This window comes from Variovorax sp. LjRoot290 (assembly GCF_964253985.1).
GTDB lineage: Bacteria > Pseudomonadota > Gammaproteobacteria > Burkholderiales > Burkholderiaceae_C > Variovorax.
Window position 1 is genome coordinate 3,410,506 of the sequence record NZ_CAXURW020000001.1, and the last position, 25,605, is coordinate 3,436,110.

21 protein-coding genes are annotated in these 25,605 nt (G+C 67.5%); 2 read left to right on the forward strand and 19 right to left on the reverse strand.

Annotated features, from left to right (window positions below):
- Positions 1 to 17 precede the first annotated feature (17 nt).
- From bamB to ACSQ9A_RS17000, 11 genes are all read right to left on the reverse strand, one after another.
- The gene (gene bamB / locus ACSQ9A_RS16950) at positions 18 to 1,160 is read right to left on the reverse strand and encodes an outer membrane protein assembly factor BamB (protein ID WP_436304481.1); all 1,143 of its coding nucleotides are present in this window, start codon (positions 1,158 to 1,160) and stop codon (positions 18 to 20) included.
- Positions 1,157 to 1,852 carry a YfgM family protein gene (locus ACSQ9A_RS16955; RefSeq protein WP_436304483.1) on the reverse strand — a complete coding sequence of 232 codons (696 nt, stop codon included), beginning with the start codon at positions 1,850 to 1,852 and terminating at the stop codon, positions 1,157 to 1,159. Before ACSQ9A_RS16955 ends, bamB begins: the two co-directional genes overlap by 4 nt.
- Before the next feature lie 6 nt (positions 1,853 to 1,858).
- The gene (hisS, locus tag ACSQ9A_RS16960; RefSeq protein WP_436304484.1) at positions 1,859 to 3,169 is read right to left on the reverse strand and encodes a histidine--tRNA ligase; all 1,311 of its coding nucleotides are present in this window, start codon (positions 3,167 to 3,169) and stop codon (positions 1,859 to 1,861) included.
- Positions 3,170 to 3,177: 8 nt separating this feature from the next.
- Positions 3,178 to 4,470: a flavodoxin-dependent (E)-4-hydroxy-3-methylbut-2-enyl-diphosphate synthase gene (ispG, locus tag ACSQ9A_RS16965; RefSeq protein ID WP_093108089.1), complete on the reverse strand. Its 1,293-nt coding sequence runs from the start codon at positions 4,468 to 4,470 to the stop codon at positions 3,178 to 3,180.
- Positions 4,467 to 5,405, reverse strand: coding sequence for a helix-turn-helix domain-containing protein (locus ACSQ9A_RS16970; RefSeq protein ID WP_436304485.1), 939 nt, complete (start codon positions 5,403 to 5,405; stop codon positions 4,467 to 4,469). Before ACSQ9A_RS16970 ends, ispG begins: the two co-directional genes overlap by 4 nt.
- Positions 5,398 to 6,231 (reverse strand): type IV pilus biogenesis/stability protein PilW, encoded by an 834-nt coding sequence (gene pilW, locus ACSQ9A_RS16975; RefSeq protein WP_436304486.1) that lies wholly within the window; start codon positions 6,229 to 6,231, stop codon positions 5,398 to 5,400. The genes ACSQ9A_RS16970 and pilW overlap by 8 nt, the downstream gene beginning before the upstream one ends.
- A gap of 4 nt (positions 6,232 to 6,235) precedes the next feature.
- Complete coding sequence (gene rlmN, locus ACSQ9A_RS16980; protein ID WP_436304487.1) at positions 6,236 to 7,396, reverse strand: 23S rRNA (adenine(2503)-C(2))-methyltransferase RlmN; 1,161 nt, start codon at positions 7,394 to 7,396, stop codon at positions 6,236 to 6,238.
- 19 nt (positions 7,397 to 7,415) lie between these two features.
- A complete protein-coding gene (gene ndk, locus ACSQ9A_RS16985; protein WP_436292747.1) occupies positions 7,416 to 7,835 on the reverse strand; it encodes a nucleoside-diphosphate kinase in 420 nt (139 codons plus the stop codon).
- A 150-nt stretch (positions 7,836 to 7,985) separates the two neighbouring features.
- Entirely contained in the window at positions 7,986 to 9,620 is a 1,635-nt protein-coding gene (locus tag ACSQ9A_RS16990; RefSeq protein ID WP_436304488.1) for a pseudouridine synthase, read from the reverse strand.
- Entirely contained in the window at positions 9,617 to 10,408 is a 792-nt protein-coding gene (gene scpB / locus ACSQ9A_RS16995; protein WP_436304489.1) for an SMC-Scp complex subunit ScpB, read from the reverse strand. Before scpB ends, ACSQ9A_RS16990 begins: the two co-directional genes overlap by 4 nt.
- Before the next feature lie 129 nt (positions 10,409 to 10,537).
- Entirely contained in the window at positions 10,538 to 11,554 is a 1,017-nt protein-coding gene (locus ACSQ9A_RS17000; protein WP_436306312.1) for an RluA family pseudouridine synthase, read from the reverse strand.
- A 23-nt stretch (positions 11,555 to 11,577) separates the two neighbouring features.
- Here ACSQ9A_RS17000 and ACSQ9A_RS17005 point away from each other — a divergent pair, with 23 nt between their 5' ends.
- Entirely contained in the window at positions 11,578 to 12,387 is an 810-nt protein-coding gene (locus ACSQ9A_RS17005; RefSeq protein WP_436304490.1) for an outer membrane protein assembly factor BamD, read from the forward strand.
- 38 nt (positions 12,388 to 12,425) lie between these two features.
- Here the strand turns inward: ACSQ9A_RS17005 and ACSQ9A_RS17010 are convergent, their stop codons facing one another.
- The gene (locus ACSQ9A_RS17010) at positions 12,426 to 14,426 is read right to left on the reverse strand and encodes an ATP-dependent DNA helicase (RefSeq protein WP_436304491.1); all 2,001 of its coding nucleotides are present in this window, start codon (positions 14,424 to 14,426) and stop codon (positions 12,426 to 12,428) included.
- Positions 14,426 to 14,629 (reverse strand): DUF465 domain-containing protein, encoded by a 204-nt coding sequence (locus ACSQ9A_RS17015; RefSeq protein WP_093108106.1) that lies wholly within the window; start codon positions 14,627 to 14,629, stop codon positions 14,426 to 14,428. Before ACSQ9A_RS17015 ends, ACSQ9A_RS17010 begins: the two co-directional genes overlap by 1 nt.
- An 89-nt stretch (positions 14,630 to 14,718) precedes the next feature.
- On the opposite strand from ACSQ9A_RS17015, the gene ACSQ9A_RS17020 reads away from it, so the two are divergent.
- Positions 14,719 to 15,534, forward strand: coding sequence for a PP2C family protein-serine/threonine phosphatase (locus ACSQ9A_RS17020; RefSeq protein WP_093108108.1), 816 nt, complete (start codon positions 14,719 to 14,721; stop codon positions 15,532 to 15,534).
- Between the two features lie 21 nt (positions 15,535 to 15,555).
- On the opposite strand, the gene ACSQ9A_RS17025 is transcribed toward ACSQ9A_RS17020, so the two are convergent.
- The 6 genes from ACSQ9A_RS17025 to ACSQ9A_RS17050 all read right to left on the reverse strand — a co-directional run bounded on the left by ACSQ9A_RS17025 (position 15,556) and on the right by ACSQ9A_RS17050 (position 25,036).
- Entirely contained in the window at positions 15,556 to 16,206 is a 651-nt protein-coding gene (locus ACSQ9A_RS17025) for a hypothetical protein (RefSeq protein WP_436304492.1), read from the reverse strand.
- Entirely contained in the window at positions 16,203 to 17,300 is a 1,098-nt protein-coding gene (gene zapE, locus ACSQ9A_RS17030; RefSeq protein ID WP_436304493.1) for a cell division protein ZapE, read from the reverse strand. Before zapE ends, ACSQ9A_RS17025 begins: the two co-directional genes overlap by 4 nt.
- Before the next feature lie 4 nt (positions 17,301 to 17,304).
- Positions 17,305 to 18,735 carry a dihydrolipoyl dehydrogenase gene (lpdA, locus tag ACSQ9A_RS17035; protein ID WP_436304494.1) on the reverse strand — a complete coding sequence of 477 codons (1,431 nt, stop codon included), beginning with the start codon at positions 18,733 to 18,735 and terminating at the stop codon, positions 17,305 to 17,307.
- 11 nt (positions 18,736 to 18,746) lie between these two features.
- Positions 18,747 to 20,021 carry a 2-oxoglutarate dehydrogenase complex dihydrolipoyllysine-residue succinyltransferase gene (gene odhB / locus ACSQ9A_RS17040; protein ID WP_436304495.1) on the reverse strand — a complete coding sequence of 425 codons (1,275 nt, stop codon included), beginning with the start codon at positions 20,019 to 20,021 and terminating at the stop codon, positions 18,747 to 18,749.
- Positions 20,022 to 20,072: 51 nt separating this feature from the next.
- On the reverse strand, positions 20,073 to 22,958 hold the full coding sequence (locus ACSQ9A_RS17045; RefSeq protein WP_436304496.1) for a 2-oxoglutarate dehydrogenase E1 component: 2,886 nt from the start codon (positions 22,956 to 22,958) through the stop codon (positions 20,073 to 20,075).
- A gap of 167 nt (positions 22,959 to 23,125) precedes the next feature.
- Complete coding sequence (locus ACSQ9A_RS17050) at positions 23,126 to 25,036, reverse strand: propionate--CoA ligase (RefSeq protein ID WP_436304497.1); 1,911 nt, start codon at positions 25,034 to 25,036, stop codon at positions 23,126 to 23,128.
- Positions 25,037 to 25,605: the final 569 nt, after the last annotated feature.

Consider the following 25,605-nt stretch of genomic DNA (forward strand, 5'->3'; position numbering starts at 1 on the left):
GTCGGGCTCTCGATCGATTATTCAGGCCGATAGCCGAACACGCCGCCATTGCGGGTGACGACCACGACCGTGTTGCCGGAAAGCACCGGCGTCGCGGCGATGGCCGAGCCATCGGGGGTGAGGCGGTTCAGCGGCGCGCCGTCCTCGCGCGAGATCAGATGCACGAGGCCGGTGCTGTCGCCGATGACCAGCGAGCGGCCGACCGCGAGCGGCGCGGTCAGGGTGCGGTACTTGAAACTCTCGATCTGCCAGGCGCGCTCGCCGTCGGCGCGGCGCCAGGCCACCACATTGCCGTTTTCCTCGGTGCCGTAGACGAAGCGGTCGTCGCCGCTCACGCCGTCCGCGCCCGTGGCGGGCTTGCTCCAGAGCAGCGCGCCGCGCGAGGTGTCCACACAGCCGACGCTCGCATAGTAGGCGCGCGCGCAGACGACATCGCCGACACGGCTCACGCTGCCGGTCAGGTCGACCAGGCGCTCGACGTCGTTCGTGCCGCGCGGTGCGGCGATCGGCGATTCCCAGCGCGAAATGCCGTTGGCCGGATTGATGCCGGCGAGCCGGCCGCCGATACCGCTCACCAGGGTGTCGCCCACGGCGATCAGCACCCCGGGCCTCTTCAGCACCAGGTTTTCGGCGGTGCGCTGCTGTGCCCAAAGGCGACGACCGCTCTGGCCATCCCAGGCGCTGGTGCTGCGGTCGGCAGCCTGCACGAAGACGCGACGGCCGGCCACCAGCGGCGCGGTGTACGCCTGGGCCGTGAGCCGCTGCTTCCACAGCACCTTGCCGCTTTGCATGGCGACCAAGTCGTTGTTGGCGGTGACGACGGCAACCAGCGATCCATCGCTGCCCACGCCGGCCACCAGCGGCGCACCGGCACTGGCGCGCCACGATTCCTGCCCCGAACGCGCATCGATCATGACCACCGTGCCGTCGGTGGCGGCCACCGCCACCATGTCGCCGCTCACGTTGGTCGCCAGCGGGAAGCTCACCGCCGGAATGCGCACGCTCCAGGCCTGGCGAACGCCCAGGAGTGCCGGGTTGGCCGACAGTTCCGCGGGCTTGGGCCTGGGCGTGCCCGAGCAGGCCGCGAGCGCGGCGACCACGACCGCGGCCGCACCAGCGCGCAGGATGAATGCAGGAGTCACGAAACGCTTGAAATTCATGGTGTGGTCTTGGCAGGGGTGGCGGTGCCGGCAGCGGCCGGTGCCAGGCTCTTCGGGTCGACGCCGACGGCGTTGAGCTTGATCTCGACCAGGCGGCGGTAGTCGGTGCCGGGCGCGAAGGCGGTCCAGGCCTTCTGGTACTCGGCCTTGGCCTCGCCGCGCTTGCCCTGCGCCAGGTGGATGTCGCCCTTGCGGTCAGCCACCAGCGCTTCGAACTCCTTGGGCACGTTGCCCGAAAGTTGTTTGAGCGCCTCGTCGTAGGACTTGGCTTCGAGCAGTTCGGCGGCCAGGCGCAGCTTGGCGACGGCCTGGTAGCCCGGATCGACGGCATGCTCGGCCACCCACGCGAGCGCTGTGCGCGAGGCGTCGGCATTGCCCTTCTCGTTCAAGGTCTTGGCCGCCAGCAGGCCGGCCTGCTGGGCGTAGGCGGTGCCGGCGAACTTCTCCTTCATGTCGGCCAGCGCGCGCTCGATGCGAGCCACGTCGCCCGCCTGCGCGCTGCGTTCGATCTCGTCATAGAGCACCGAAGCGCGCGCCGCCTTGTCGCGCTGGAAATACTGCCAGCCGTTCCACGCCATGAAGGCGCCGGCCGCCAGCAGCACGAACCAGGTGATCAGCGTGCCGTAGGTGTTCCAGAAATGCCGGAGCTGGTCGAGCTGCTCCTGTTCTTCAAGGTCGAGATGGGTTGCCATGCGCTGTCAGTTGTTGGGAGCCGGGGATTGTAGGGTGGCGGCCCAGGCGGGCAGCTCGGCCAGCGGGCGGGCAGTCTGCGCCCCGCTGCCGTCGCGCAGCGCCTTGACCGTGACCTCGCCGCGCGCGAGTTCGTCGGCGCCGAAGACCAGTGCGTGCGCGGCGCCGCTGGCGTCGGCCTTCTTGAACTGCGACTTGAAGCTGCCGAGGCCGTCGGCGGTGGCCGCGTGCATCTGCACGCGCACGCCGGCATCGCGCAGCTGCTGCAGCGTGCGCAGCGCGACCGGCATCGCCGCCGCATCCGGCACCACCGCGTAGGCATCGGGGGTCGAAACGGGAACCGCCGTCCCCTGCTCCTTCAGCAACTCGAGCACACGCTCCACGCCGATCGCCCAACCCACCGCCGGCGCGGGCTTGCCGCCGAGCTGCTCGAACAGGCCGTCATAGCGCCCGCCAGCGCACACCGTACCCTGCGAGCCGAGCCGGTCGGTCACGAATTCGAAGACGCTGAGGTTGTAATAGTCGAGGCCGCGCACCAGCCGCGGGTTGATGGTGTAGGCGATGTCGTTGGCGTCGAGAATGGCCTTCAGCCCCTCGAAGTGCGCCAGCGACTCGGCGCCGAGAAAGTCGATCAGCTTCGGCGCCGACTCCACCACCGCCTTCATCGCCGGATTCTTGGTGTCTAGGATGCGCAGCGGATTGCTGTGCAGGCGGCGCCTGGCATCCTCGTCGAGCTGGTCGGCGTGCGCGTCGAAGTGCGCGATGAGCTGGGCACGGTGCTCGGCGCGCTCGGCCGGCTGGCCCAGGCTGTTGATTTCCAGGCGCACGTCGGTCAGGCCGATGGCCTTCCACAGCCCGCTGGCCAACAGGATCAGTTCGGCATCGACGTCCGGCCCGGCGAAACCCAGCGCCTCGACGTCGATCTGGTGGAACTGGCGGAAGCGCCCACGCTGCGGCTTCTCGCGCCGGAACATCGGGCCGATGGCCCACAGGCGCTTGCCGCCGTCGTAGAGCATGTTGTGCTCGATCGCGGCGCGTACGATGCCGGCGGTGTTCTCGGGGCGCAGCGTCAGGTGGTCGTTGTCGCCGTACTTGTCCGAGCGGTCGTGAAAGGAGTACATCTCCTTCTCGACGATGTCCGTGACCTCGCCGATGCCGCGCACGAAGAGCGCCGTGTGCTCCAGGATCGGCGTGCGGACGTTGCGGTAGGCATAGCGCGCCATCAGCTCGCGCACGGTGGCCTCGAGCCACTCCCAGCGCGCCGATTCGGGCGGCAATATGTCGTTCATGCCTTTGACGGCATTGAGTTTTTCAGCCATTGCTTGTGTCAGGCGACTTCGGTGGCGTGGCCGCCGAAACGCTTCTCGATGTAGTTTTCGACCAGTTGATGGAACTCGGCGGCGATGTTCTCGCCGCGCAGCGTGAGCGCCTTCTCGCCGTCGATGAAAACCGGCGCCGCGGGCGCTTCGCCGGTGCCGGGCAGGCTGATGCCGATGTCGGCATGCTTGCTCTCGCCCGGGCCGTTGACGATGCAGCCCATCACGGCCACCTTCATCGTCTCGACGCCCGGGTACTTGGTGCGCCAGACCGGCATCTGCATGCGCAGGTAGTCGTCGATCTCTTTGGCGAGTTCCTGGAAGGTGGTGCTGGTCGTGCGGCCGCAGCCCGGACAGGCGGTGACGCTCGGCACGAACACCCGCAGGCCCAGGGCCTGCAGGATCTCGTTGGCGATCAGCACCTCCTGCGTGCGCGATTCGCCCGGCTGCGGCGTCAGCGAGACGCGGATCGTGTCGCCGATGCCTTCCTGCAGCAGGATCGACAGCGCCGTGGCCGAAGCCACTGTGCCCTTGGTGCCCATGCCCGCTTCGGTCAGGCCCAGGTGCAGCGCGTAGTCGCAGCGCTTGGCGAGTTCGCGGTAGACCGAGACCAGATCCTGCACGCCGCTGACCTTGCAGCTCAGGATGACCTGGCTGCCGTTCATGCCCATCGATTCGGCGAGCTGCGCGGAATCGATCGCCGAAGTCACCAAGGCCTCGTACATCACCTGCTTCGCGTCCCACGGCTCTGGGCGCTGGCTGTTGATGTCCATCAGGCTGGACAGCAGTTCCTGGTCGAGGCTGCCCCAGTTGACGCCGATGCGCACCGGCTTGTTCCAGCGCATGGCCGCATCGATCATCTGGCCGAACTGGCGGTCGTGCTTGTCGCCCTTGCCGACGTTGCCGGGGTTGATGCGGTACTTGCTGAGCGCCTCGGCACAGGCCGGATAGTCGGTGAGCAGGCGGTGGCCGTTGTAATGGAAGTCGCCGATCAGCGGCACGTCGACGCCCATGCGATCGAGCTGTTCGCGGATGTAGGGCACCTGCGCCGCCGCTTCCGGCGTGTTGACGGTGATGCGCACCATCTCCGAGCCGGCCAGCGCCAGTTCCTTGACCTGGATCGCGGTGCCGATCGCGTCGACGGTGTCGGTATTGGTCATCGACTGCACGCGCACCGGGGCGTCGCCGCCCACGGTGACGGTGCGCGGCCCCCAGACCACGCTGGCCTGGCGCGAACGGCGCGGCCGCGGCGCAGCGGACTCGATCGGCAGGCAGCTCAGGGGGCTCGACGTGTCGTCGTTCATGGCTTGACCTCGAAACGCGCGACGCCGCCCGAACGCGTCAGGGGCGCCAGGTCGAAAGCCTTGCCGCGCACTTGCACCTCGATACCCGAGGCACGACCGACGACCACCGACAGGGGTGGCGCGCCCGTCACCCCGACGGTCTCGCCGGCCTGCACCGTGCGCCGCAGCAAGGACTTGCCGTTGCCTTCGTTCACCGTGACCCACGAGTCTTCGCGCGCGACGAAGACGATCAGGCTGGCACCGGCCACGGCAGGCGCTGCTGCCGCCGTCTGGGCCGCAGGTGCCGCCGGTGCCGCTGCCGGCGGAATGATGGGCGCTGCAGGAGCCGCAGCGGCAGCGACTGGTGCCGCGGGTGGTACCGCCTCGACGACCGTGCCGCTGACCACTGCCGACCGTTCCGTCGACGGCGAAGCCTCGATGTTGTTGCTGGCGGCCGTCAGGCGAGAGATCGACTCGCCGATCCGATCGAAGACCGACTGCGGCAGCCAGAACAGCACCGCGGCGCCGATCAGCAGCAGCAGGACCACGATCAGCAGCGCGCGCGACGGTTGCCCGTTCGAACCGCCGACGCCGCCCGAGCGCGGCGCGGCCGAGCGCAGGCTCTTGCTGATGGTGCGGTCGGCCTCCGCCAGGCCCGCGGGCTGCGCGCCGGGCAGCTTCGCCAGCACAGGTGCCGGGTCGATCCGCAGCGCCCGGCACACGCTCGCGGCCAGGGCACGCGCGAACACTGGATCGGGCAAGGCGTCGATGTCGTCGGCCTCCAGTGCCGCCAGCTTCTGCGTCGACACCTTGAGCGCGGCCGCCACCATGTCGATGTGCAGACCGTGGGCCTCGCGCGCCTCGCGCAGCATGTCGCCGGCCGTCATGAAGGTGCTGTCGCCGCTCACCAGCGGCACCGCGGCCGAAGCCCCGAATTCGCTGGCCTTCTCAATCATTGAAATTCCCGCGCTCGTACGCAATCGCCTCCCGCGACTGGGGGAAGCGCCGCTGCAACTGGCTCGCGAGTTGCGTGATCGCTTCACGGTTGTTGAGCCGGCGTTCGATCTTGATGCCGAGCCAGAGCGTCTCGGCATTGGCCGACGGACTGTTGTTGACGCGGCGGATGTAGAACTGCGCGCGCGACCAGTCCTCGCGCTGCGCGAGCAGCGAGGCCAGATTGAAGCCGACCACCGGGTTGCCGGCATCGAGTTCGTAGGCCTGCGTCAGGCTGCGCTCTGCCTCGGCACGCTGGCCGGCGCGGAGCTGGCACACGCCCTGCGTCATGAGCGTCTTGGAACGGTCGCCGTAGGTGGGGATGGCCAACGCAGCCAAGAACTGCTGCTGCGCGTCGCCGAAGCGGTTCTGCTGGCACAGCAGCCATCCGTAGTTGTGCAAGGTGTTCGCCTCGCGCGGGTTCAGCGCGATCGCGCGGCGGAAGCTGTCTTCGGCCTGAGGCGCATCGTCGAGACGCATGTAGACCAGGCCGCGCAGGTTGTAGGCATCGGCGAAGGTCGGATCGTTGGCCAGGGCCTGCTTGATCTCGTCCAGCGCCACGGTGGTCTGCCCCTGCTCGAAGTAGCCGATGGCCAGTTCGACGCGCAGCCGGGCGCGCTTGCGGGCGTTGGTTTCGTCCGAGTCCGTGATGATGGGTGCGGCATTGCTGCTGCCCGTGCCCGGCGCGGAAGGGTCCTTGGTGGCGCAGCCGGCGAGCAGGAACGCGGCCGCAAGGCCGAAGAGCGCTTGCATCACTCGCTGGTGCACGATCGGAAAGGCCTGGCTCATCGGTTCATGGCTCCTGGGCAGTGGAAGTGGCGGCCTTCTTGCGGGCCGGGTGCAGCACGACGGTGCGCCGCTGCGCCATGCGCTCGGCCGCATGGGTCCGGTCTTTCACGTCGCCCGCCAGCTGGCCGCAGGCCGCATCGATGTCGTCGCCGCGCGTCTTGCGCACGGTGGTCACGATGCCGGCTTCGCTCAGCACCTTGGCGAAGGCCAGCACGCGCGGCTGCGGCGAACGCAGCAGGCCGGACGCCGGGAAAGGATTGAAAGGAATCAGGTTGAACTTGCAGGAGATCCTCTGCGAGCGCACCAGATCGACCAGTTGGCGCGCATGCTCGGGCTGGTCGTTCACGCCGTCGAGCATGCAGTACTCGAAGGTGATGAAGTCGCGCGGCGCGTGCGCGAGGTAGCGCTGGCAGGCCTCGAGCAGCTCGGCGATCGGGTACTTGCGGTTGAGCGGCACCAGGTCGTCGCGCAGCGCGTCGTTGGGCGCATGCAGCGACACCGCGAGCGCCACCGGGCAGTCGGCGCCGAGCCGATCGATCATCGGCACCACGCCCGAGGTCGACACCGTCACGCGGCGGCGCGACAGGCCATAGGCGTTGTCGTCGAGCATGGTGCGCAGGGCCGGCACCAGCGCTGCATAGTTCTGCAGCGGCTCGCCCATGCCCATCATCACGACGTTGGAGATCACGCGCCCTTCCTGATCGGCAGTGCGCTTCAGGTGCCGGCGCAGGAAGTGTTCGGCGAACCACAGCTGGGCGACGATCTCGCCCGTCGTCAGGTTGCGGCTGAAGCCCTGGTGCCCGGTCGAGCAGAAACGGCAGCCGACGGCGCAGCCGGCCTGCGAAGAGACGCACAGCGTGCCGCGGTCGTCCTCGGGAATGAACACGGCCTCGACCGCATTGCCGTCGCCGACGTCGAACAGCCACTTGATGGTGCCGTCGGCCGATTCGTGCTGCGTGATCATCGGCAGCGCCTCGACGCGCGCGCTGCCCGCGAGCTTCTCGCGCAGCGACTTCGCAAGGTCGGTCATGTGCGCGAAATCGCTCGCGCCGCGCTGGTGGATCCAGCGGAACAGCTGGGTGGCGCGGAAGCGCTTCTCGCCGAGCTTTTCGCAGAACGCAGCCAGCCCCTCGAGATCGAAATCGAGCAGGTTGGCCGTGGTCATTGCGTGGGAAGGCTCCGCCTCAGCGTGCCTTGAGCTCGGGGAAGAAGAAGCCGATTTCGACCTTCGCGGTGTCGACGGCGTCGGAGCCGTGCACAGCGTTGGCATCGATGCTGTCCGCGAAGTCGGCGCGGATGGTGCCCGGGGCTGCCTTCTTGGGATCGGTCGCGCCCATCAGGTCGCGGTTCTTGATGATGGCGTCCTCGCCCTCCAGTGCCTGCACGAACACGGGGCCGGAGATCATGAACTCGACCAGATCCTTGAAGAAGGAACGCTCCTTGTGCACCGCGTAGAACTGCTCGGCGTCGGCGCGCGACAGATGCACCAGCTTGGCCGCCACGATCTTGAGGCCGGCAGCCTCGAAGCGGGAGACGATCTTGCCGATGACGTTCTTCGCCACGGCGTCGGGCTTGATGATGGAGAGGGTGCGTTCGATGGCCATTGAGTTGCTTTCCTGAGAGCTTGGATTTCGATGAGTTCCGTCAAGCCGCAACGCTTCGGTTGCACTGCCTTGACAAAGCCTCTGATTTTAACCGGCGCGCTCGACACCACCCGTGACGGGCCGGTGAAAGACCGCGACCGATGCGCGATTTCAGCGGCCGCGGCGCCGCCCGCCGCCCTGCCCGCCGAAATTGCCCCCGCCCGCACCGGGCGGGCCGCCGCGTCGCGGGCCGGAACGCTGTTCCTTGCGCTGGCGCGAGAAGCTGTCGGCCCCGATATAGCCGAGCGAAGTCTTCATCGGATCGGGCTGGTTGGCGCCGCTCGGCGGACGATCCTCGCCGCGGTTGCCGCCCTGTCGGTCGTCGCGGCGGTTGCGGCGGCCCTGCTGCGGTGGACCGCCATTGCCGCCTCCCCGATTCCGGTCGCCCCGCGCCGCCGGACCGCTGCCCAGCGGATTCGGGATCGGCGGCTCGCGGCCTTCGGCCTGCGCGCCGCCGCCGTTGTTGCGATTGCCGCGGCGCTTGCGGTTGCGGTTGTTGCGGCCGCCGCCCTCCGGGCCCGGTCCCTTCGGGCCGCCGCCCGCGCGTCCCGGCCGTTCGCCGGCACCGCCGGCTGCCTGGAACAGCGCGCGGATGTCACGCTCGTCGAGCTCCATCCAGGCGCCGCGCTTGAGACCGCGCGGCAGCACCATCGCACCGTAGCGGATGCGGATCAGGCGGCTGACCGCGTGGCCGACCGATTCGAACAGGCGACGCACTTCGCGGTTGCGGCCTTCGGAAATGGTGACGCGGTACCAGCAGTTCGAGCCTTCGCCGCCCCCCTCTTCGATGGTGCCGAAGTGGGCCATGCCGTCGTCGAGCCGCACGCCTTCGAGCAGGCGCTGCTTTTCCTCGCTGCTGAGGGCACCCAGCACACGGACCGCGTACTCGCGCTCCAGCCCGAAGCGCGGGTGCATGAGCTGGTTGGCCAGTTCGCCCGAGCTGGTGAAAAGCAGGAGGCCTTCGGTATTCAGGTCGAGGCGACCGACCGATTGCCACTTGCCCTGCTGCAGGCGCGGCAGCTTGCGGAACACCGTCGGACGGTTCTGCGGATCGTCGTGCGTGACGACTTCGCCGACCGGCTTGTGGTAGGCGATCACGCGCGCCGGCGGCGGCGCGATGCGGTAGCGGATCGGCTTGCCGTTGATCTTGACCTGGTCGCCGAACTGGATGCGCTGGCCGATGTGGGCCGGCTCGTTGTTGACGGAGATGCGGCCCTGCAGGATGAGCTGCTCCATCTCGAGCCGCGAGCCGAGGCCGGCCTGCGCCAGCACCTTGTGCAGCTTGGGCGAATCGGCTTCAGGCAGCAGCACGCGCTTGAGCGGCGGGACCTCGGGGCTTTCCTCGTCGGCATCGAACTGGCCCGAGATGACATCGGCAAAACGGATCGGCTCGGGCGGCGGGGCATTGCGCTGCTCGCGCTCGGCGGCGCGGCGAGCCCGGTCGAGGTCGTCTTCCTCCTCGTCCGGCTCTTCCTCGTCGTCCAGGTCGTCCTCGGCCACGTTCTGCGCTTCACCGGCCGCCGGCGGGGTGAATTCGGCCGCTTCCACCGCCATCTCGACGGGGGCCTGGCCAGCGGGCTTGCGCCGGCGCGGCCGCCGCTTGCGAGGCGCCTCCGCCTCGCCTGCGCCTTCGGGGCTCGGCTCGGTCACGCCGTCCGCGGGCTGTGCGGGGGTCGCCGCCGCACGATCTTCGGAAACAGGTTCGGCCGGCAGCGTCGCTGCATCATCGGGATCGGATGGGCTCATGGTCGGGTTCCGGAGGAGACGACGGTGATGTCAACCTCATCGGGCTCGGCATCGGGCTCGATGGGGGACGAGGACTGGAGTTCAGGCTCGGGCTCGGGCTCGGGCTCGGGCAAGGTTTCGGGCTCGGGCTCGGGCTCGGGCAAGGTTTCGGCAACCGCCTCGGTTTCGGCCTCGCTCACGGCCTCTGCGGTCTCGACGGAAGACTCGTCGATCGGCAAGGCCGGCTGGTCGCCGCCGGACGCCTGTTCGAGCGCGTCGATCAAGGCACCCTGCTGCGCCGGCGATTCGATGACCGGCAATTGATCCAGCGAAGCCAGGCCCAGGTCGTCGAGAAACTGGCGCGTGGTCGCATAGAGCGCCGGCCGGCCGACCGTCTCGCGATGCCCGATCACCTCGACCCAGTTGCGGTCTTCGAGCTGCTTCAGGATCAGCGAATTGATGGTGACGCCGCGGATGTCTTCCATGTCGCCGCGCGTGACCGGCTGGCGGTAGGCAATGATTGCCAGCGTTTCGAGCGCGGCGCGGGTATAGCGCGGCGGCTTTTCCGGGTGCAGGCGATCGAGATGGTCGCGCAGTTCGGGACGGCTCTGGAAGCGCCAGCCGGTGGCGACGCTCACGAGCTCCAGGCCGCGTTGCGACCAGTCTTCCTGCAGTTCGAGCAACAACGACTTGATCGTGTCGGCGCCCAGTTCGTCGTCGAACAGCACGCGCAGTTCGCGCACCGGCAAGGGCTGCGTCGAACAGATCAAGGCGGTTTCGAGAATGCGCTTGGCATCCGCCGTATTCATGGTTCGCGGTATCCGGGAAAAAGGCGCCACGAAGGACGCTTGATTTCAGAAGGATGAAGAGGCGCTGCCGGCCCGCAGGCGCTTTGCAGCAAGGCCGGCATCGGGTGGCCGGCGCGGCCCTCGGGGCCGTCAGGCACGATTGTAATCCAGCCCCCAGGCCTGCAAAGCCTGCACCAGATCGGGCGGGGGCGGCGCGCGAAACTCCATCGGCTGATGCGTGACCGGATGCACGAACGCGAGCCTGAAGGCGTGCAGCGCCTGCCGTGCGAGGCCGGCCGCGGCAGCGCCGCCGTAGAGCGTGTCGCCGACCAGCGGATGGCCGATCGAAGCCATGTGCACGCGGATCTGGTGCGTGCGCCCGGTCTCCAGCGTGCAGCGCACGGCGCAGCCCTGCTCGTTGCTGTCCAGCGCTTCGATCAGCGTGCGCGCGGGCTTGCCCGAATGCCGCTGCAGATCGACCGCCGCCATGCGCAGCCGGTTGCGCGGGTCGCGCCCGATCGCGGCGTCCACGTGGCGCGCAGCGGCGCCCTGCCAGCTGCGATGCGCGAGCGCGAGGTATTGGCGCGTGACCTCGCGTGCCGCAATCAGCGCCACCAGCGCATCCATCGCGCAACGGCTGCGCGCGACCACCATCAGGCCGCTGGTGTCGCGGTCGAGCCGGTGCACGATGCCGGCGCGCGGCAGCAGCGCGGCCCGCGGGTCCAGGGCCAGCAGGCCGTTGAGCAGCGTGCCGCTCCAGTTGCCGGGTGCCGGATGGACCACGAGACCGGCCGGCTTGTCGATGACGCGCAGGTGTTCGTCCTCGTGCAGCACGGTGATCGGCATCGGTTCGGGCCGGAAAGCCTGGCTCTGCGGCGTGGGCCGCAGCTCGATGCGCCCGGCAGCGCCCGCATGCACCGTGGTCGAAGCCTTGGTGAGCACGCGCCCCTGGATCGCCACCATGCCGGCTTCGATCAGTTGCTGCAGGTAGCTGCGCGAAAACTCGGGCACCAGCGCGGCCAGCGCACGGTCGAGCCGCTGCCCATGCTCGTCCTGGCCGAACAGGAAGTTGCGAATCTCGCTCGGCTCGGACAGCTCCGCGCCCTCGTCGTGCTCGACCGCGCCTGGGGATTCGTCCAGGGGGTCGGCCGATATAATTGACGGCACCTGTTTCACGAAAGCCTTATGTGATGTTTCGCGCCAAATTATCGGTTGTCCCCGGCTGGCTGGCTCTTTGCGCGGCCGCGTGGCTCGTGGCCGGCTGCTCGTCGACCACCGTCGATCGGACCGCGAACTGGAGTCCCAACCGCATCTACTCCGAAGCCAAGGAAGAAGCCAGCTCCGGCGCCTACGACAAGGCCGTGCCGCTGTTCGAGAAGCTCGAAGGCCGCGCCGCCGGCACGCCGCTCGCGCAGCAAGCACAGCTGGACAAGGCCTATGCGCAGTACAAGGCCGGCGAAAGGCCCGCGGCCATCGCGACCCTCGATCGCTTCATCAAGCTGCACCCCGCCAGCCCCGCGCTCGACTACGCGATCTACCTCAAGGGCGTGATCAACTTCAACGACGACCTCGGCCTGTTCGCGTGGATGACGCGGCAGGACCTGTCCGAACGCGACCAGAAGGCAGCCAAGGAGTCCTTCGAGGCGTTCAAGGAACTGATCACCCGCTTCCCGGAATCGCGCTACACGCCCGATGCGCGCCTGCGCATGAACTACATCGTCAACTCGCTGGCCCAGTACGAAGTGCATGTGGCGCGCTACTACTACACGCGCGGCGCCTACCTGGCGGCCATCAACCGCGCCCAGCTGGCCCTGGCCGACTACCGCGAAGTGCCGGCGCTCGAAGAGGCGCTTTACATCATGGTCCAGTCCTACGACGCGCTCGGCCTGACCGACCTGCGCGACGACGCCAAGCGCGTGCTGACCAGCAACTACCCGAAGAGCGAATACCTGACGCGCGGCTTCAGGGCCAAGGACGACCCCTGGTGGAAGCTCTGGTAACGACTCCAACAAAGGCCCTTTCCGGGCCTTTTTGATTTTCAGCCCGCGAGTTCCAGCAGCGCGGCGTCGAACGCGTCTTCGCTGTCCAGCCTGCGCATCGGCGGCAAGGCCGCCAGCAGCCGCCGCCCGTAGCCCATCGCGACCAGCCGCGTGTCGCAGATCACCAGCACGCCCCTGTCGGTTTCGCGCCGGATCAGGCGCCCTGCGCCCTGCTTGAGGGCCACGGCCGCTTCCGGCAGCGAATAGTCGCTGAAGGCGCTGCGACCTTGCGATTCGAGGCGCTGCGAACGCGCTTCAACGAGCGGATCGTTCGGCGGCGGAAAAGGCAGCTTGTCGATCACGACCAGCTGCAGCGCATCGCCAGGCGCATCGAATCCTTCCCAGAACGAGGCCGAGGCCACCAGCACGCAGCCGGCACGCCCGTCGGCCGCACCTTCGCGGAAGCGGTCCATCAGCGCGCGCTTGGGCAACTCGCCCTGCACCAGCACCTGCGGCCGGCGCCCGGCTTCCAGCCGCTCGAACTGCTGCTTGATGGCATCGCCGATGGTGCGCAGTGCACGCAGCGTGGTCGTGAGCACCAGCGTGCGTCCGCCCAAGGCCTCGGCGCCCCGGGCCGCGAGCGTCGCCACCTGCACGCTGTGTGCCGGATCGCTGGGTTTGGGAAATGCGCGCGGAACGTAGAGCGCAGCCTGGCGCGCGTAGTCGAAGGGACTCTGGACGCGCAGCACCTCGGCGTCGTCGAGCCCGCAGGGTTCGGTGAACCAGCGCAGCTTCGGATCGTCGCCGAGCGTGGCCGAGGTGAACACCCAGGCACGTCCCTGTTCTTCCGGATCGACCGCGTCGGCCTTGAGCACGCGCGTGCGCACCGCCTCGGCAATATCCAGCGGCGACTCCACCAGCCGCAGCTGCGTGCCCACGTCCACCCATCGCACCGATTCCGCGGGGCAGGCCTGGGCAAAACGGGTCGCGCGTTCCGCGAGCTGTTCCGCGCGCTCGTGCAGGCGCACGAAATCGGGCGAGAGTTCGCTCACCGTGTCGAGTGCCCGCGCTGCGTGCTCGAAGGCCTGCTGCAGGGCGTCGAGCGCGGCCTGCCAGGCCTCGGCAGGCACGGCCTCCGGCGACGCGCCTGCCCAGCGCAGCTTGGCACCGGGCCACTGCTTGCCGGCCGCGAGCCGCAATTCGCGCGCGCCGCGTTCGACTGCAGCCACCAGCTGCTGCCAGTCGACCAGCCCGCGCGCCTGCTGCAGGCCGGCGGCCAGCATGTCGCGCGCGAAATCCAGCGCCTGCCCGCTGCCGAGCTGCACGCCGAGGAACTGCACGCCGGTCTCGTTGAGCTGGTGCGCTTCGTCGAACACGACCACGCGCACGGTCGGCAGCAGTTCCGCCATGCCCGATTCACGCACCGCCAGGTCGGCGAAGAACAGGTGATGGTTGATGACCACCACGTCGGCCGCCATCGCCTCGCGGCGCGCCAGGTTGACGTGGCAGGGCTTGAACTGCGGGCATTGCGCGCCCAGGCAGTTCTCGCGCGTGGAGGTCACCAGCGGAATCAGCGGCGAGCGCTCGTCCAGGCCCGGCAGCTCGGCCAGGTCGCCGGTGCGGGTGGCCTTCGACCACTGCTCGATCTTCGCCAGCGTGCGAACGCTGCCGCGTTCGGGCAGGGACGCGTCATGGCGCGCCAAGTCGAGGCGATGCAGGCACAGGTAGCTCGCCCGCCCCTTGAGCAGTGCGGTGCGCACCGGCAGGCCCAGCGCCTCGACCAGCCGCGGCAGATCGCGCCCGAAGAGCTGGTCCTGCAGCGTCTTGGTGGCAGTCGAGAGCAGCACGCGCTCGCCGCTCAGCAGCGCCGGCACCAGGTAGGAGAAGGTCTTGCCGACGCCGGTGCCGGCCTCGACCACGAGCACGCCGCCCTGGTCGATGGTGCGGGCCACGGCCAGGGCCATCTGGGTCTGGCCTTCGCGCTCGCGGAACTGTTCGGCCGCGTGCGACAGCACACCGTCCTGCGCGAAGGCGTCACGCACCATTTGATCGAGCGACATCAGGCGGGCTCTTGCGGATCGAGCATGCGCTCCAGGCGGACGATCTGGTCGCGCAGGGCGAGCCGCCTTTTCTTCAAGCGCCGCAGCAGCAGTTCGTCCTGCGGCACGGCCTCGACGAGTCGGTCGATGGTGGCGTCCAGGTCGGCGTGCTCGATGCGCAGTTCGATCAGCTGACGGGAAAAGGAGTGAAGATTGGAGTCCAACGGGGGCGATGCGAAGACGATGCAACGGCGATTCAGGCTTCGCGCGGGGTTGACTCGATAATACGTCTTCGTTTCCATCACACGACCACATGAAAGACCGAGCCACCGTCGCCTCCGCGCCCACGACCCCAGGCTTTCGACTCGCAGCGGCCACCGGTCTTCACAAGGGGGATCGCCCCTACCAGCAGGACCAGGTCCTGATCATGAACCACCCGCGCACGCCGGGTTGCGTGCTCGGCGTCGTCGCCGACGGCATGGGTGGACGCAGCGGGGGGCGCAAGGCATCGGACCAGGTGCTGATGACGGCACGCCAGTTGTTCTCGCGCTACAAGCCGGGTCGCGACGAGGCCGTGGCCATACTGCGGCAGCTGCTGGAAGACGCCAACACGGTGATCAAGCTCACCGCGATCTCCAGCGAGGAGGAGCCGCACAGCACGCTGGCGGCGTTCCTCATGAATCCGGGAGGCGACTGCGTCTGGATCCATGCGGGCGATTCGCGCATCTACCATTTCCGCAACGGCCAGCTGATCAAGCGAACCAAGGACCACTCCTACGTGCAGGCGCTGGTGGACCGCGGCGAGATCAGCGAGGCGGAAGCCAACATCCACCCGCAAGGAAACATCCTGCTCGGCTGCCTCGGCATGAAGTCCACGCCGCCGCCGGTCGACATCCACCTGGTTCCCAAGCTGGAACCCGACGATCTGCTGATGGCCTGCAGCGACGGGCTCTGGCACTACTTCACGCCGGAGGAGATGGGCAGGGTGCTGCACGAACAATCGCCCCGCGCGGCAGCCGAACTGCTGGTGTCGGAAGCGCGGCGCCGCGCGCGCGGCACCGGGGACAATATTTCGCTGGTCGTGCTGAAGCTCGAAGCGCTTCCGGTGGCTGCGGACGCTGCGGACTGAGGCCGAGCCGCCGGCACGCGCTCAAGGCGGCGTCGGCAAGGACGGCGAACGGGCCTTGTCCTTCGTCTTCTCGGCGTTGCGGCGCTCGCGATCGGCGCGATGCTCCTCTGCCTTCTGCTGCTTGCGCTCGTAGGCTTCGCGCTCGACCGGCGCCTCGGCACGCCGGGCAGCAGCCTTGGCCTGGTTCTCGGCATGCGCGCGCTGCTTGTCTTCGAGCTCGCGTTTCCGCAGGGCGGCATCGGAGGCCAGGCGGGCGCGGCTCGTCGCATGATCGGCCGAGCGCTGCTCGCGCTCCTCCTGGTTCTTGATCGACTGCTCGCGCTGCGAGGGTGTGTCCTGCGGGCGCGGGCTGGCCTTTTTTTCCTCGAGCCGATCGAGCGCAGCGGCCCCGCGGCGCTTGCGTTCGATGTCGTTGATGGCGGCTTCCTGGCGCTTGATGTCGTCGGTGGCGGTGCGCCGGCGCCGGCGACTGTCTTCCAGGCAGCCCTCGACCGCAAACTTCTGGTAGCAGGCCTTCTGCTCGGTCTGGAAGCGTTCTTCGACCACCTTGCGCTCCTGCGACAGGCGCGCTCGCTCCGCTTCGAAATCGGTGTTGCCGGTCGTGGCGGTGGACTGCGCCCACAGCGGCAGCGCGGTCAAGGCCATCAAGAGTGCAAGGACGGTGTTCTTCATGTGAGGCGGGTGTCGACGACGCGGCGCTCGAGCGCGAGGAATTCGGCCGACTGCATTTCGTTGAGTCTGGACACGGTGCGAGGAAATTCGTGGGCCAGCGGACCCTCGGTGTACAACGCCTCCGGCGCAACCTCCGCCGACATGATGAGCTTCACGCGCCGATCGTAGAACACGTCGACCAGCCATGTGAAACGACGTGCTTCAGAGGCCATGCGCACCGGCATGTACGGCACGTCGGACAGGAGCACGGTGTGGAACTGGGTCGCGATCTCCAGGTAGTCGTTCTGCGAACGCGGACCGCCGCACAGGGTCTTGAAGTCGAACCAGACCACGCCGCCGGCCTTGCGGCGCGCGTGGATCTCGCGCGACTCGATGTGCAGCACGGGGTTCTCGTCCGCGCTTTCGGCGAGGCGCTCGAAGGCGTGGCGCATCTCCTTGTCGGCCGCCGCGCCGTTGGGCGTGAGGTAGAGGCGTACCTGCTCCAGCGTGCGGCGACGGTAGTCGGTGCCGTTGTCGACGCCGATCACCTCGAGCCGCTCGTTGAGCAGCGCGATCGCGGGCAGGATGCGGTCGCGATGCAGCCCGCCGGGATAGAGATCGTCGGGCTTGAAATTCGAGGTCGTGACGAAGCCCACCCCGTTCTCGAACAGCGCCGTCAGCAGCCGATGCAGGATCATCGCATCGGTGATGTCGGCGACATGGAACTCGTCGAAGCAGATCAGCTTGTAGCGCTTGGCGATCCGGCGCCCGAGTTCGTCGAGCGGGTTGACCGTGCCCTGCAGCTCGGCCAGCTCGCGATGGACCTCGCGCATGAACTCGTGGAAGTGCAGCCGGGTCTTGCGCCTGAGCGGGACCGCGTTGTAGAAGCAATCCATCAGGAAGCTCTTGCCGCGCCCCACCCCGCCGTACATGTAGACGCCGCGCGGAATGTCCAGCCGGTTGATCAGCTTCTTGAGCGCATTGGAGCGCCGCGCCTTGTAGTCGCCCCACTCGCTCGCGCAGCGATCGAGCGCTTCGACGGCGCGCAGCTGCGCGGGGTCGCTCTGGTACCCCCGCGCAGCCAGCTCCGCTTCGTAAGCCTGTTTGACGCTCAAGTGGTCAGAAATTGAGCGTGCGCTTGTCGACGGCCAATGCAGCTTCCTTGGTCGCTTCGGACAGCGATGGATGCGCGTGGCAGATGCGCGCGATGTCCTCGGCGCTGGCCTTGAACTCCATCGCCACCACCGCCTCGGAGATCAGCTCGCTGGCCATCGGGCCGACGATGTGAACGCCGAGAATCTCGTCGGTCGCCGCATCGGCGATGAACTTGACCATGCCGGTCGTGTCGCCGAGCGCACGGGCGCGCCCGTTGGCCATGAACGGGAAGGTGCCGGCCTTGTAGGCGCGGCCTTCGGCCTTGAGCTGCTGCTCGGTCTGGCCGACCCACGCGATCTCGGGCGAGGTGTAGATCACCCACGGGACGGTGTTGAAGTTCACGTGCCCGTGCTGGCCCGCGATGCGCTCGGCCACCGCCACGCCCTCTTCCTCGGCCTTGTGCGCGAGCATCGGGCCGCGCACCACGTCGCCGATGGCCCACACGTTCGGCAGGCTGGTCTTGCAATCGTCGTCGACCACGATGGCGCCGCGCTCGTCGAGCTTCAGGCCGACCGCCTCGGCGTTGAGGCCGATGGTATTGGGTACGCGGCCGATCGAGACGATGAGCTTGTCGACCTCGAGCGTCTGCGCTTCGCCCTTGGCATTGGTCCAGGCAACGCTGACGCCCTTCTTGCCTGACTTGACCTCGCCCACCTTGACGCCGAGCTCGATCTTCAGGCCCTGCTTGGTGAAGGCCTTGTGCGCTTCCTTGGCGATCTGCTCGTCGACCGCGCCGAGGAAAGTCGGCAGCGCTTCGAGCACCGTGACCTCGGCGCCCAGGCGGCGCCAGACCGAACCCATTTCGAGGCCGATGACGCCGGAGCCGATCAGACCCAGCTTCTTGGGCACGCCGGTTATGCGCAGCGCGCCGTCGTTCGAGAGGATGTTCTCCTCGTCGAAGTCCGCGCCCGGCAGCGGGCGCGGATTGGAGCCGGTCGCCAGGATGATGTGCTTGCCCTCGATGGATTCCTCGGCCGTGCCCGTCACCTTCAGCTCATAGCCGGCGCCGGACGCCTTCACGAAGGAGCCGCGGCCGTGGAAGAACGTGACCTTGTTCTTCTTGAACAGGTAGGTGATGCCGTCGTTGTTCTGCTTCACGACCGCGTCCTTGCGCGCCAGCATCTTGGCCAGATCGAGGCTCAGGCCCTCGACCTTGATGCCGTGGTCGGCAAAGTGATGCCCGGCGTGGTCATAGTTCTCGGACGACTGCAGCAGCGCCTTCGAGGGAATGCAGCCGATGTTGGTGCAGGTGCCGCCCAGTGCCGGGCCGCCCTTGCCGTTCTTCCACTCGTCGATGCAGGCGACGTTGAAGCCGAGCTGCGCTGCGCGGATGGCCGCGACGTAGCCGCCGGGGCCGCCACCGATGACGATGACGTCGAATTGCTTGTTGGACATCAGGTGGCTCCTCAGATGTCGAACAGCAGGCGGGCAGGATCTTCCAGCGCCTCCTTCATGGCCACGAGGCCCAGCACGGCTTCACGGCCGTCGATGATGCGGTGGTCGTACGACATCGCGAGGTAGTTCATCGGGCGCACGACGATCTGGCCGTTCTCGACCACGGCGCGGTCCTTGGTCGCATGCACGCCGAGGATGGCGGACTGCGGCGGGTTGATGATCGGCGTCGACAGCATCGAGCCGAACACGCCGCCGTTGGAGATGGAGAAGGTGCCGCCGGTCATCTCCTCGATGCCCAGCTTGCCGTCCTTGGCCTTCTGGCCGTACTCGGCGATCTTCTTCTCGATGTCGGCAAAGCTCATCTGGTCGGCATTGCGCAGGATCGGCACCACCAGGCCGCGCGGCGAACCGACGGCGATGCCGATGTCGAAGTAGCCGTGGTAGACGATGTCGTTGCCGTCCACCGAGGCGTTGATCACCGGGTATTTCTTCAGCGCATGCACCGCGGCCTTCACGAAGAAGCTCATGAAGCCGATCTTGACGCCGTGCTCCTTCTCGAACTTCTCCTGGTAGCGCTTGCGCATTTCCATCACCGGCGCCATGTTGACCTCGTTGAAGGTGGTCAGGATGGCGTTGGTCGCTTGCGACTGCAGCAGGCGCTCGGCGATGCGGGCGCGCAGGCGGCTCATCGGCACGCGCTCTTCCGGACGCTCGCCGAGATCCGGCGCGCGGGCAGGCGCAGCGACCTGCGGCAGCGCCGTCTTGGGCGCGCCCGTCGGGATGGCCACCGGCGCAGTCACCTTGGCCGTGACGCCGGAGGCGACCGCACCGAGCACGTCGCCCTTGGTGACGCGGCCGTCCTTGCCGGTGCCGGCCACGTCGCCCGTCGTGAGCTTGTTGTCGGCCAAGAGCTTGGCTGCCGCGGGCATCGCGACATCGGACTTCGAGCCACCGGCCGGGGCGGCAGCGGCGGCTGCCGCGGGAGCCGGAGCGGCCGCTGGCGCTGCCGCCGGAGCAGCGGCGGGCGCGGCTGCCGCGCCCTTGCCCTCGGTGTCGATCTTCGCGATCAACTGGTCGGCGACGACGGTGGCACCGTCGCCCGCCACGATCTCGGCCAGCACGCCGGCGGCCGGCGCCGGAACTTCCAGCACGACCTTGTCGGTCTCGATCTCGATCAGGATCTCATCGACCGCGACGGCTTCGCCGGCCTTCTTCTTCCACTGCAGCATCGTGGCCTCGGCCACGGATTCGGACAACTGGGGGACTTTGACTTCAACGATAGACATTACTGATGTGCTCCGCTTCGTGTTTCTTCGTAGGTGTGAATGTGGTTCTTCTTACTTGGTCAGCACGAAGCCCTTGAGCTTGGCAAATGCGCCGTCGACCAGCGCCTTCTGCTGTTCCTGGTGCAGGTGCGAATAGCCGACCGCGGGCGATGCCGAGGCGGCGCGGCCCGAGTAGCCGAGCTTCTGGCCTTCCAGCATGTTCTCGTGGATGTAGTGCTGCACGAAGAACCAGGCGCCCTGGTTCTGCGGCTCGTCCTGGCACCACACCACGTCGACGAGGTTCGGGTACTTCCTGAGTTCCGCGGCGAAGGCCTTGTGCGGGAACGGATAGAGCTGCTCGACGCGGATGATCGCCACGTCGTCGGCGCCCTTTTCCTCGCGCTTCTTCGCCAGGTCGTAGTAGACCTTGCCGGAGCAAGCGATGAGGCGCTTGACCTTCTCGGCCTTCAGGTCCTTGTTGTCGGGAATGACGGTCTGGAAGCTGCCCTTGGTGAACTCGGACAGCGGCGAGGTCGCGTCCTTGTTCCGCAGCAGCGACTTGGGCGTCATGATGACCAAGGGCTTGCGCAGGTTGCGCACCATCTGCCGGCGCAGCACGTGGAAGATCTGGCTCGCGGTGGTGGGCTGCACGACCTGCATGTTGGCGTCGGCCGACAGCTGCATGAAGCGCTCGAGGCGCGCCGAGCTGTGCTCGGGGCCCTGCCCTTCGTAGCCGTGCGGCAGCATCAGCGTGATGCCGTTGACGCGGCCCCACTTCACTTCGCCCGAGGCGATGAACTGGTCGATCACGACCTGCGCGCCGTTGACGAAGTCACCGAACTGCGCTTCCCAGATCACCAGCGTGTTCGGATCGTTCGACGCGTAGCCGTATTCGAAGGCGAGCACCGCCTCTTCGGAAAGGATGGAGTCGATGACGACGAAGGGCGCCTGGTTGTCGGCCACGTTCGAAAGCGGCACGTAGGTGCCCTCGTCGAACTTCTCGCGGTTCTGGTCGTGCAGCACGGCGTGGCGGTGCGTGAAGGTGCCGCGGCCGCTGTCCTCGCCCGAGAGGCGCACCGGATAGCCGCTGGCCACCAGCGAGGCGAAAGCCATGTGCTCGCCCATGCCCCAGTCGACGTTGACGTCGCCGCGGCCCATGGCCGCACGGTCGTCGAGCACCTTCTTGACCAGCGGATGCACGGTGAACTTTTCCGGCGCCCTGGTGATGCGCTCGGCCAGGCGCTTCCATTCCGCGGTGGGAATGGCGGTGTCACCGGCGTCGGTCCACTTCTTGTTGAGGAAGGGGCTCCAGTCGACCGCGTACTTGCTCTTGAAGTTGGTCAGCACCGGATTGGTGGTGTTCTTGCCGGCGTCGAAGGCTGCGCGCTGCGCCTTCACCATGTCGTCGCCGAGCGCATCGCCCAGGCCCTGGGCGGCGAGTCTCTCGGCATAGAGCTTGCGCGTGCCCGGGTGCGCCGCGATCTTCTTGTACATCAGCGGCTGGGTGAGCGAGGGCGTGTCCTGCTCGTTGTGGCCGAGCTTGCGGAAACAGATGATGTCGACCACCACGTCCTTCTGGAACTCCATGCGGAATTCGAGGGCGAGCTGGGTCGCGAGCACCACCGCTTCGGGGTCGTCGCCGTTCACGTGCAGCACGGGCGCCTCGACCATCTTGACGATGTCGGTGCAGTACAGCGTCGAGCGGCTGTCGCGCGGGTCGCTGGTGGTGAATCCGATCTGGTTGTTGATCACGATATGGACCGTGCCGCCGGTGGAATAGCCGCGCGTTTCGGCCAGCGCCAGCGTTTCCATCACGACGCCCTGCCCTGAGAAAGCGGCGTCGCCGTGCACGATCACCGGCAGCACCTGCTTGCCGAGCGGGTCGGCGCGGCGGTCCATGCGCGCGCGCACGGAGCCTTCGACCACGGGGTTCACGATCTCGAGGTGCGAGGGGTTGAAGGCCAGGCTCAGGTGCACCGGACCGCCGGGCGTCGAAACGTCGGAGCTGAAGCCCTGGTGGTACTTGACGTCGCCGCTGGGCAGGTCTTCAGGCGCCGTGTGGTCGAACTCGGCGAACAGGTCGGCCGGCATCTTGCCGAGCGAGTTGACCAGCACGTTGAGACGGCCGCGGTGGGCCATGCCGATCACGATCTCCTGCACGCCCTTGACGCCGGCCTGGCTGATCAGCTCGTCCATCGAAACAATGAAGCTCTCCCCGCCTTCGAGCGAGAAGCGCTTCTGGCCGACGTACTTGGTGTGGAGGAAGCGCTCCAGGCCTTCGGCCGCCGTCAGGCGTTCGAGGATGCGCTTCTTCTGCTCGGTGCTGAGCTTCGGATTGGTCCGCGCGCTCTCGAGCCTCTGCTGCCACCAGCGCTTGTGGTTCTGGTCGGTGGTGTACATGTACTCGACGCCCATCGTGCCGCAGTAGGTCTCGCGCAGCGCGTTGAGCAGGTCGCGCAAGGACATCGTGTCCTTGCCGAAGAAGGTGTTGCTCGTGTTGAACACCGTTTCGAGATCGGCATCGGTGAAACCGTAGAACGAAGGCTCGAGTTCCGGAATCGACGGGCGCTCCGCGCGCTTCAACGGGTCAAGGTCGGCCCAGCGGACGCCGACGTTGCGGTAGGCCGCGATCAGCTGCTGGACGGCGGTGCGCTGGCGGCCCAGCTCCGAATCGGCGCCGCTGGCCTGCACCACCCTCGTGGTGCCCTGCTTGGCGCGCTCGGCGAAGGCATTGATGACCGGCTGGTGCGGCACGTCGCGGGTGGTGCTGCCGTCGGTGGCGGGCACGTGCTGCAGCGCATCGAAGTACGAGCGCCAGTTGTCGGGCACGCTGCCGGGATTGCTGAGGTAGTTTTCGTACATCTCCTCGACATAGGGCGCGTTGCCGCCGAAGAGGTAGGTGTTGCCTTGGTAGGCGTGATAGACGGACGCGCCGGGCGTCGACGATGAATCGCTCATATTCCGCTGACCTTCGCTTCCCTGTAGGAAGCATTAGCTGGTTTAAGAAACCTTCCGCGACACGGCTGAACCGGATGGCGGATGCGACTGTGGCTGGGGAAGGGCCTGAGTACCCTGGCATTGTGCCATGGCAACTACGTGACGGCGGAAAGCGCCTTCGCAAGCCCTCAAGGGGATAGCGATTGCCTGATCTGCTGGAGGGCGCCGGGGTCTTCTATCGTGGTCAGGTCGCCCGGGTCGCGCTGTTCGCACACGGCCTGGATCGCGCGGCGCAGCAGCTTGCCGCTGCGCGTCTTGGGCAGAGCGCTCACGAAGCGCACGCGCGCGGGACGCGCCAGCGCGCCGAGCTGGTCGGCCACCTGCTTCATGATTTCCCCTTCGAGGAGAAGGGCTGCCTGGTCGTCGCCGAGCGCTGCACCATCCTTCGGCACCACGAAGGCCATCGCCACCTGCCCCTTGAGCGCATCGGCTACGCCGACGACCGCGACTTCGGCGACCTTCGCATGGCCCGAGATCGCTTCCTCGATCTCGCGCGTGCCGAGCCGATGGCCGGCGACATTGATCACGTCGTCGGTACGGCCGAGGATGTAGAAGTAGCCGTCCTCGTCGCGGATGCCCCAGTCGAAGGTGGAATACACCAGCTTGCCCGGCACGCTCTTCCAGTAGGTGTTGACGAAGCGCTCGTCGTCCTTCCACACGGTCTGCATGAAGCCCGGCGGCGTCGGCCCCTCGATCACCACCACGCCCTTCTCGTTGGCGCCGCTCAGTTCCTCGCCGGTCGCCTCATGAAGGATCTTCACCTTGTAGCCGTACATCGGAACGCCGGGGCTGCCGAACTTGCTTCGCGTCTGCTCAACCCCGTTGGCCACCGTGAGGATGGGCCAGCCCGACTCGGTCTGCCAGTAGTTGTCGATGATCGGCACGCCCAGGCCCTCGCTGATCCAGCGCGCCGTGGGCTCGTCGAGCGGCTCGCCGGCCAGGAACAGCGCGCGCAGGCTCGAGAGGTCGTACTTCTTCAAGAGCGCCGGGTCCTGCTTCTTGAGCACGCGCACCGCGGTCGGCGCGCTGAACATCACGGTCACCTTGTATTTCTCCACCAGCCGCCACCAGATGCCGCCGTCGGGTTGCCGGTCGAGGCCCTGCGTGGGCAGGCCCTCGTACATGAGGGTCGCCATCCCCGCGATCAGCGGGCCGTAGACGATGTAGCTGTGGCCCACCACCCAGCCGATGTCGCTGGTCGAGAAATAGGTTTCGCCGGGCCGGCCGTCGAAGATGTGCTTCATGCTGGCGGCCAGGGCCACGGCATAGCCCCCGGTGTCGCGCTGCACCCCTTTGGGCCGGCCGGTGGTGCCGCTGGTGTAGATGGTGTAGCTGATGTCGGTCGCGTCCAGCCAGGTGCAGGGCACCTGCGCATCGCGGTGCTTCTCGACCAGCGCGGCCGCCAGATGGTCACGCCCTTCGGTCAGGGCCAGCGGCGCCAGGCCGCGATCGACCAGCAGCACCGACTCGGGCTTGTGCGAGGACTGCCGGATCGCCTCGTCGAGCAGCGGCTTGTACGCAAGCACCTTGCCGCCGCGCGACCCGGCGTCGGCGCTGACGACGACTTTCGGCGTCGCATCCTCGATGCGCGAGGCCAGCGAGCCGCTGGCGAAGCCGCCGAACACCACGCAGTGGATCGCGCCCAAGCGCGCGCAGGCCAGCATCGCGAAGGCGGCCTCGGGAATCATCGGCATGTAGATCAGCACGCGGTCGCCCTTGCCGACGCCGAGCTCCATCAGGCTCGCCGCAAAACGCTGCACCTCGGCATGCAGTTCCTTGAAGCTGTAGCTTTTTTCGGTGCCGGTCTCGGTGGAAACGGCGATCAGCGCGGGCTGATCGCCGCGGGTGGCGAGGTGGCGATCGACCGCGTTGTGGCAGAGATTGGTCGTGCCGCCCGCGAACCAGCGCGCGAAGGGCGCGTTAGAGGCATCGAGGATCTGCTGCGGCGGCGTTTTCCAGTCGATGAGCTTGGCCTGTTCGGCCCAGAAGGCCTCCGGCGCATCGATCGACTGGCGATAGAACTCTGCATAGCGGCTCATGGGCGTTGTCTCCAGTTCTGGCTTTGACTTGTCGTAGAAACTGAATTCATAATTATGAAGGCCGTGCTTGCAGCAGGCTGACAGGCAGTCGGACCACCACCTGGTGCGAGCAAATAGAGTGTAAGAACGCGAAATGGAGTTCCAAACTCAGCCCTGATGCCCGATTGAGACGACAAATAGAGTGCCAAACGTGGATCGGCAGATCCCTCAGCGCCCGAGCCCGAATGGCTCACTAGCTTCCCTCCCCCGCGCAGAGAAACTGCACAATCGGCCGACCGCTTCAGGGCATCCTTTGCGTCCGCTCAAGGGCGGCTATGGGCCCACTGCAGTCGGTCGGCAATCGAAACTGACTGGCTCAAAGCGGTCATTTGCAACGGGCCGGCAACCTGGGAGGGATGTGACACGGTTACTGCCTATGGGGTCGATTGCCATGGGCCTCCCGAGCGAGGGCCGTTCTGTGGGCAACACACACGGGCCTGTTCAAGGAGCGGGTTGCGCCTATCGCTGCGGACTCGCCGGCGGCGAAGGACGACTGGGTAGGGGTCAGCATCGAACGCTGCGACGACCCG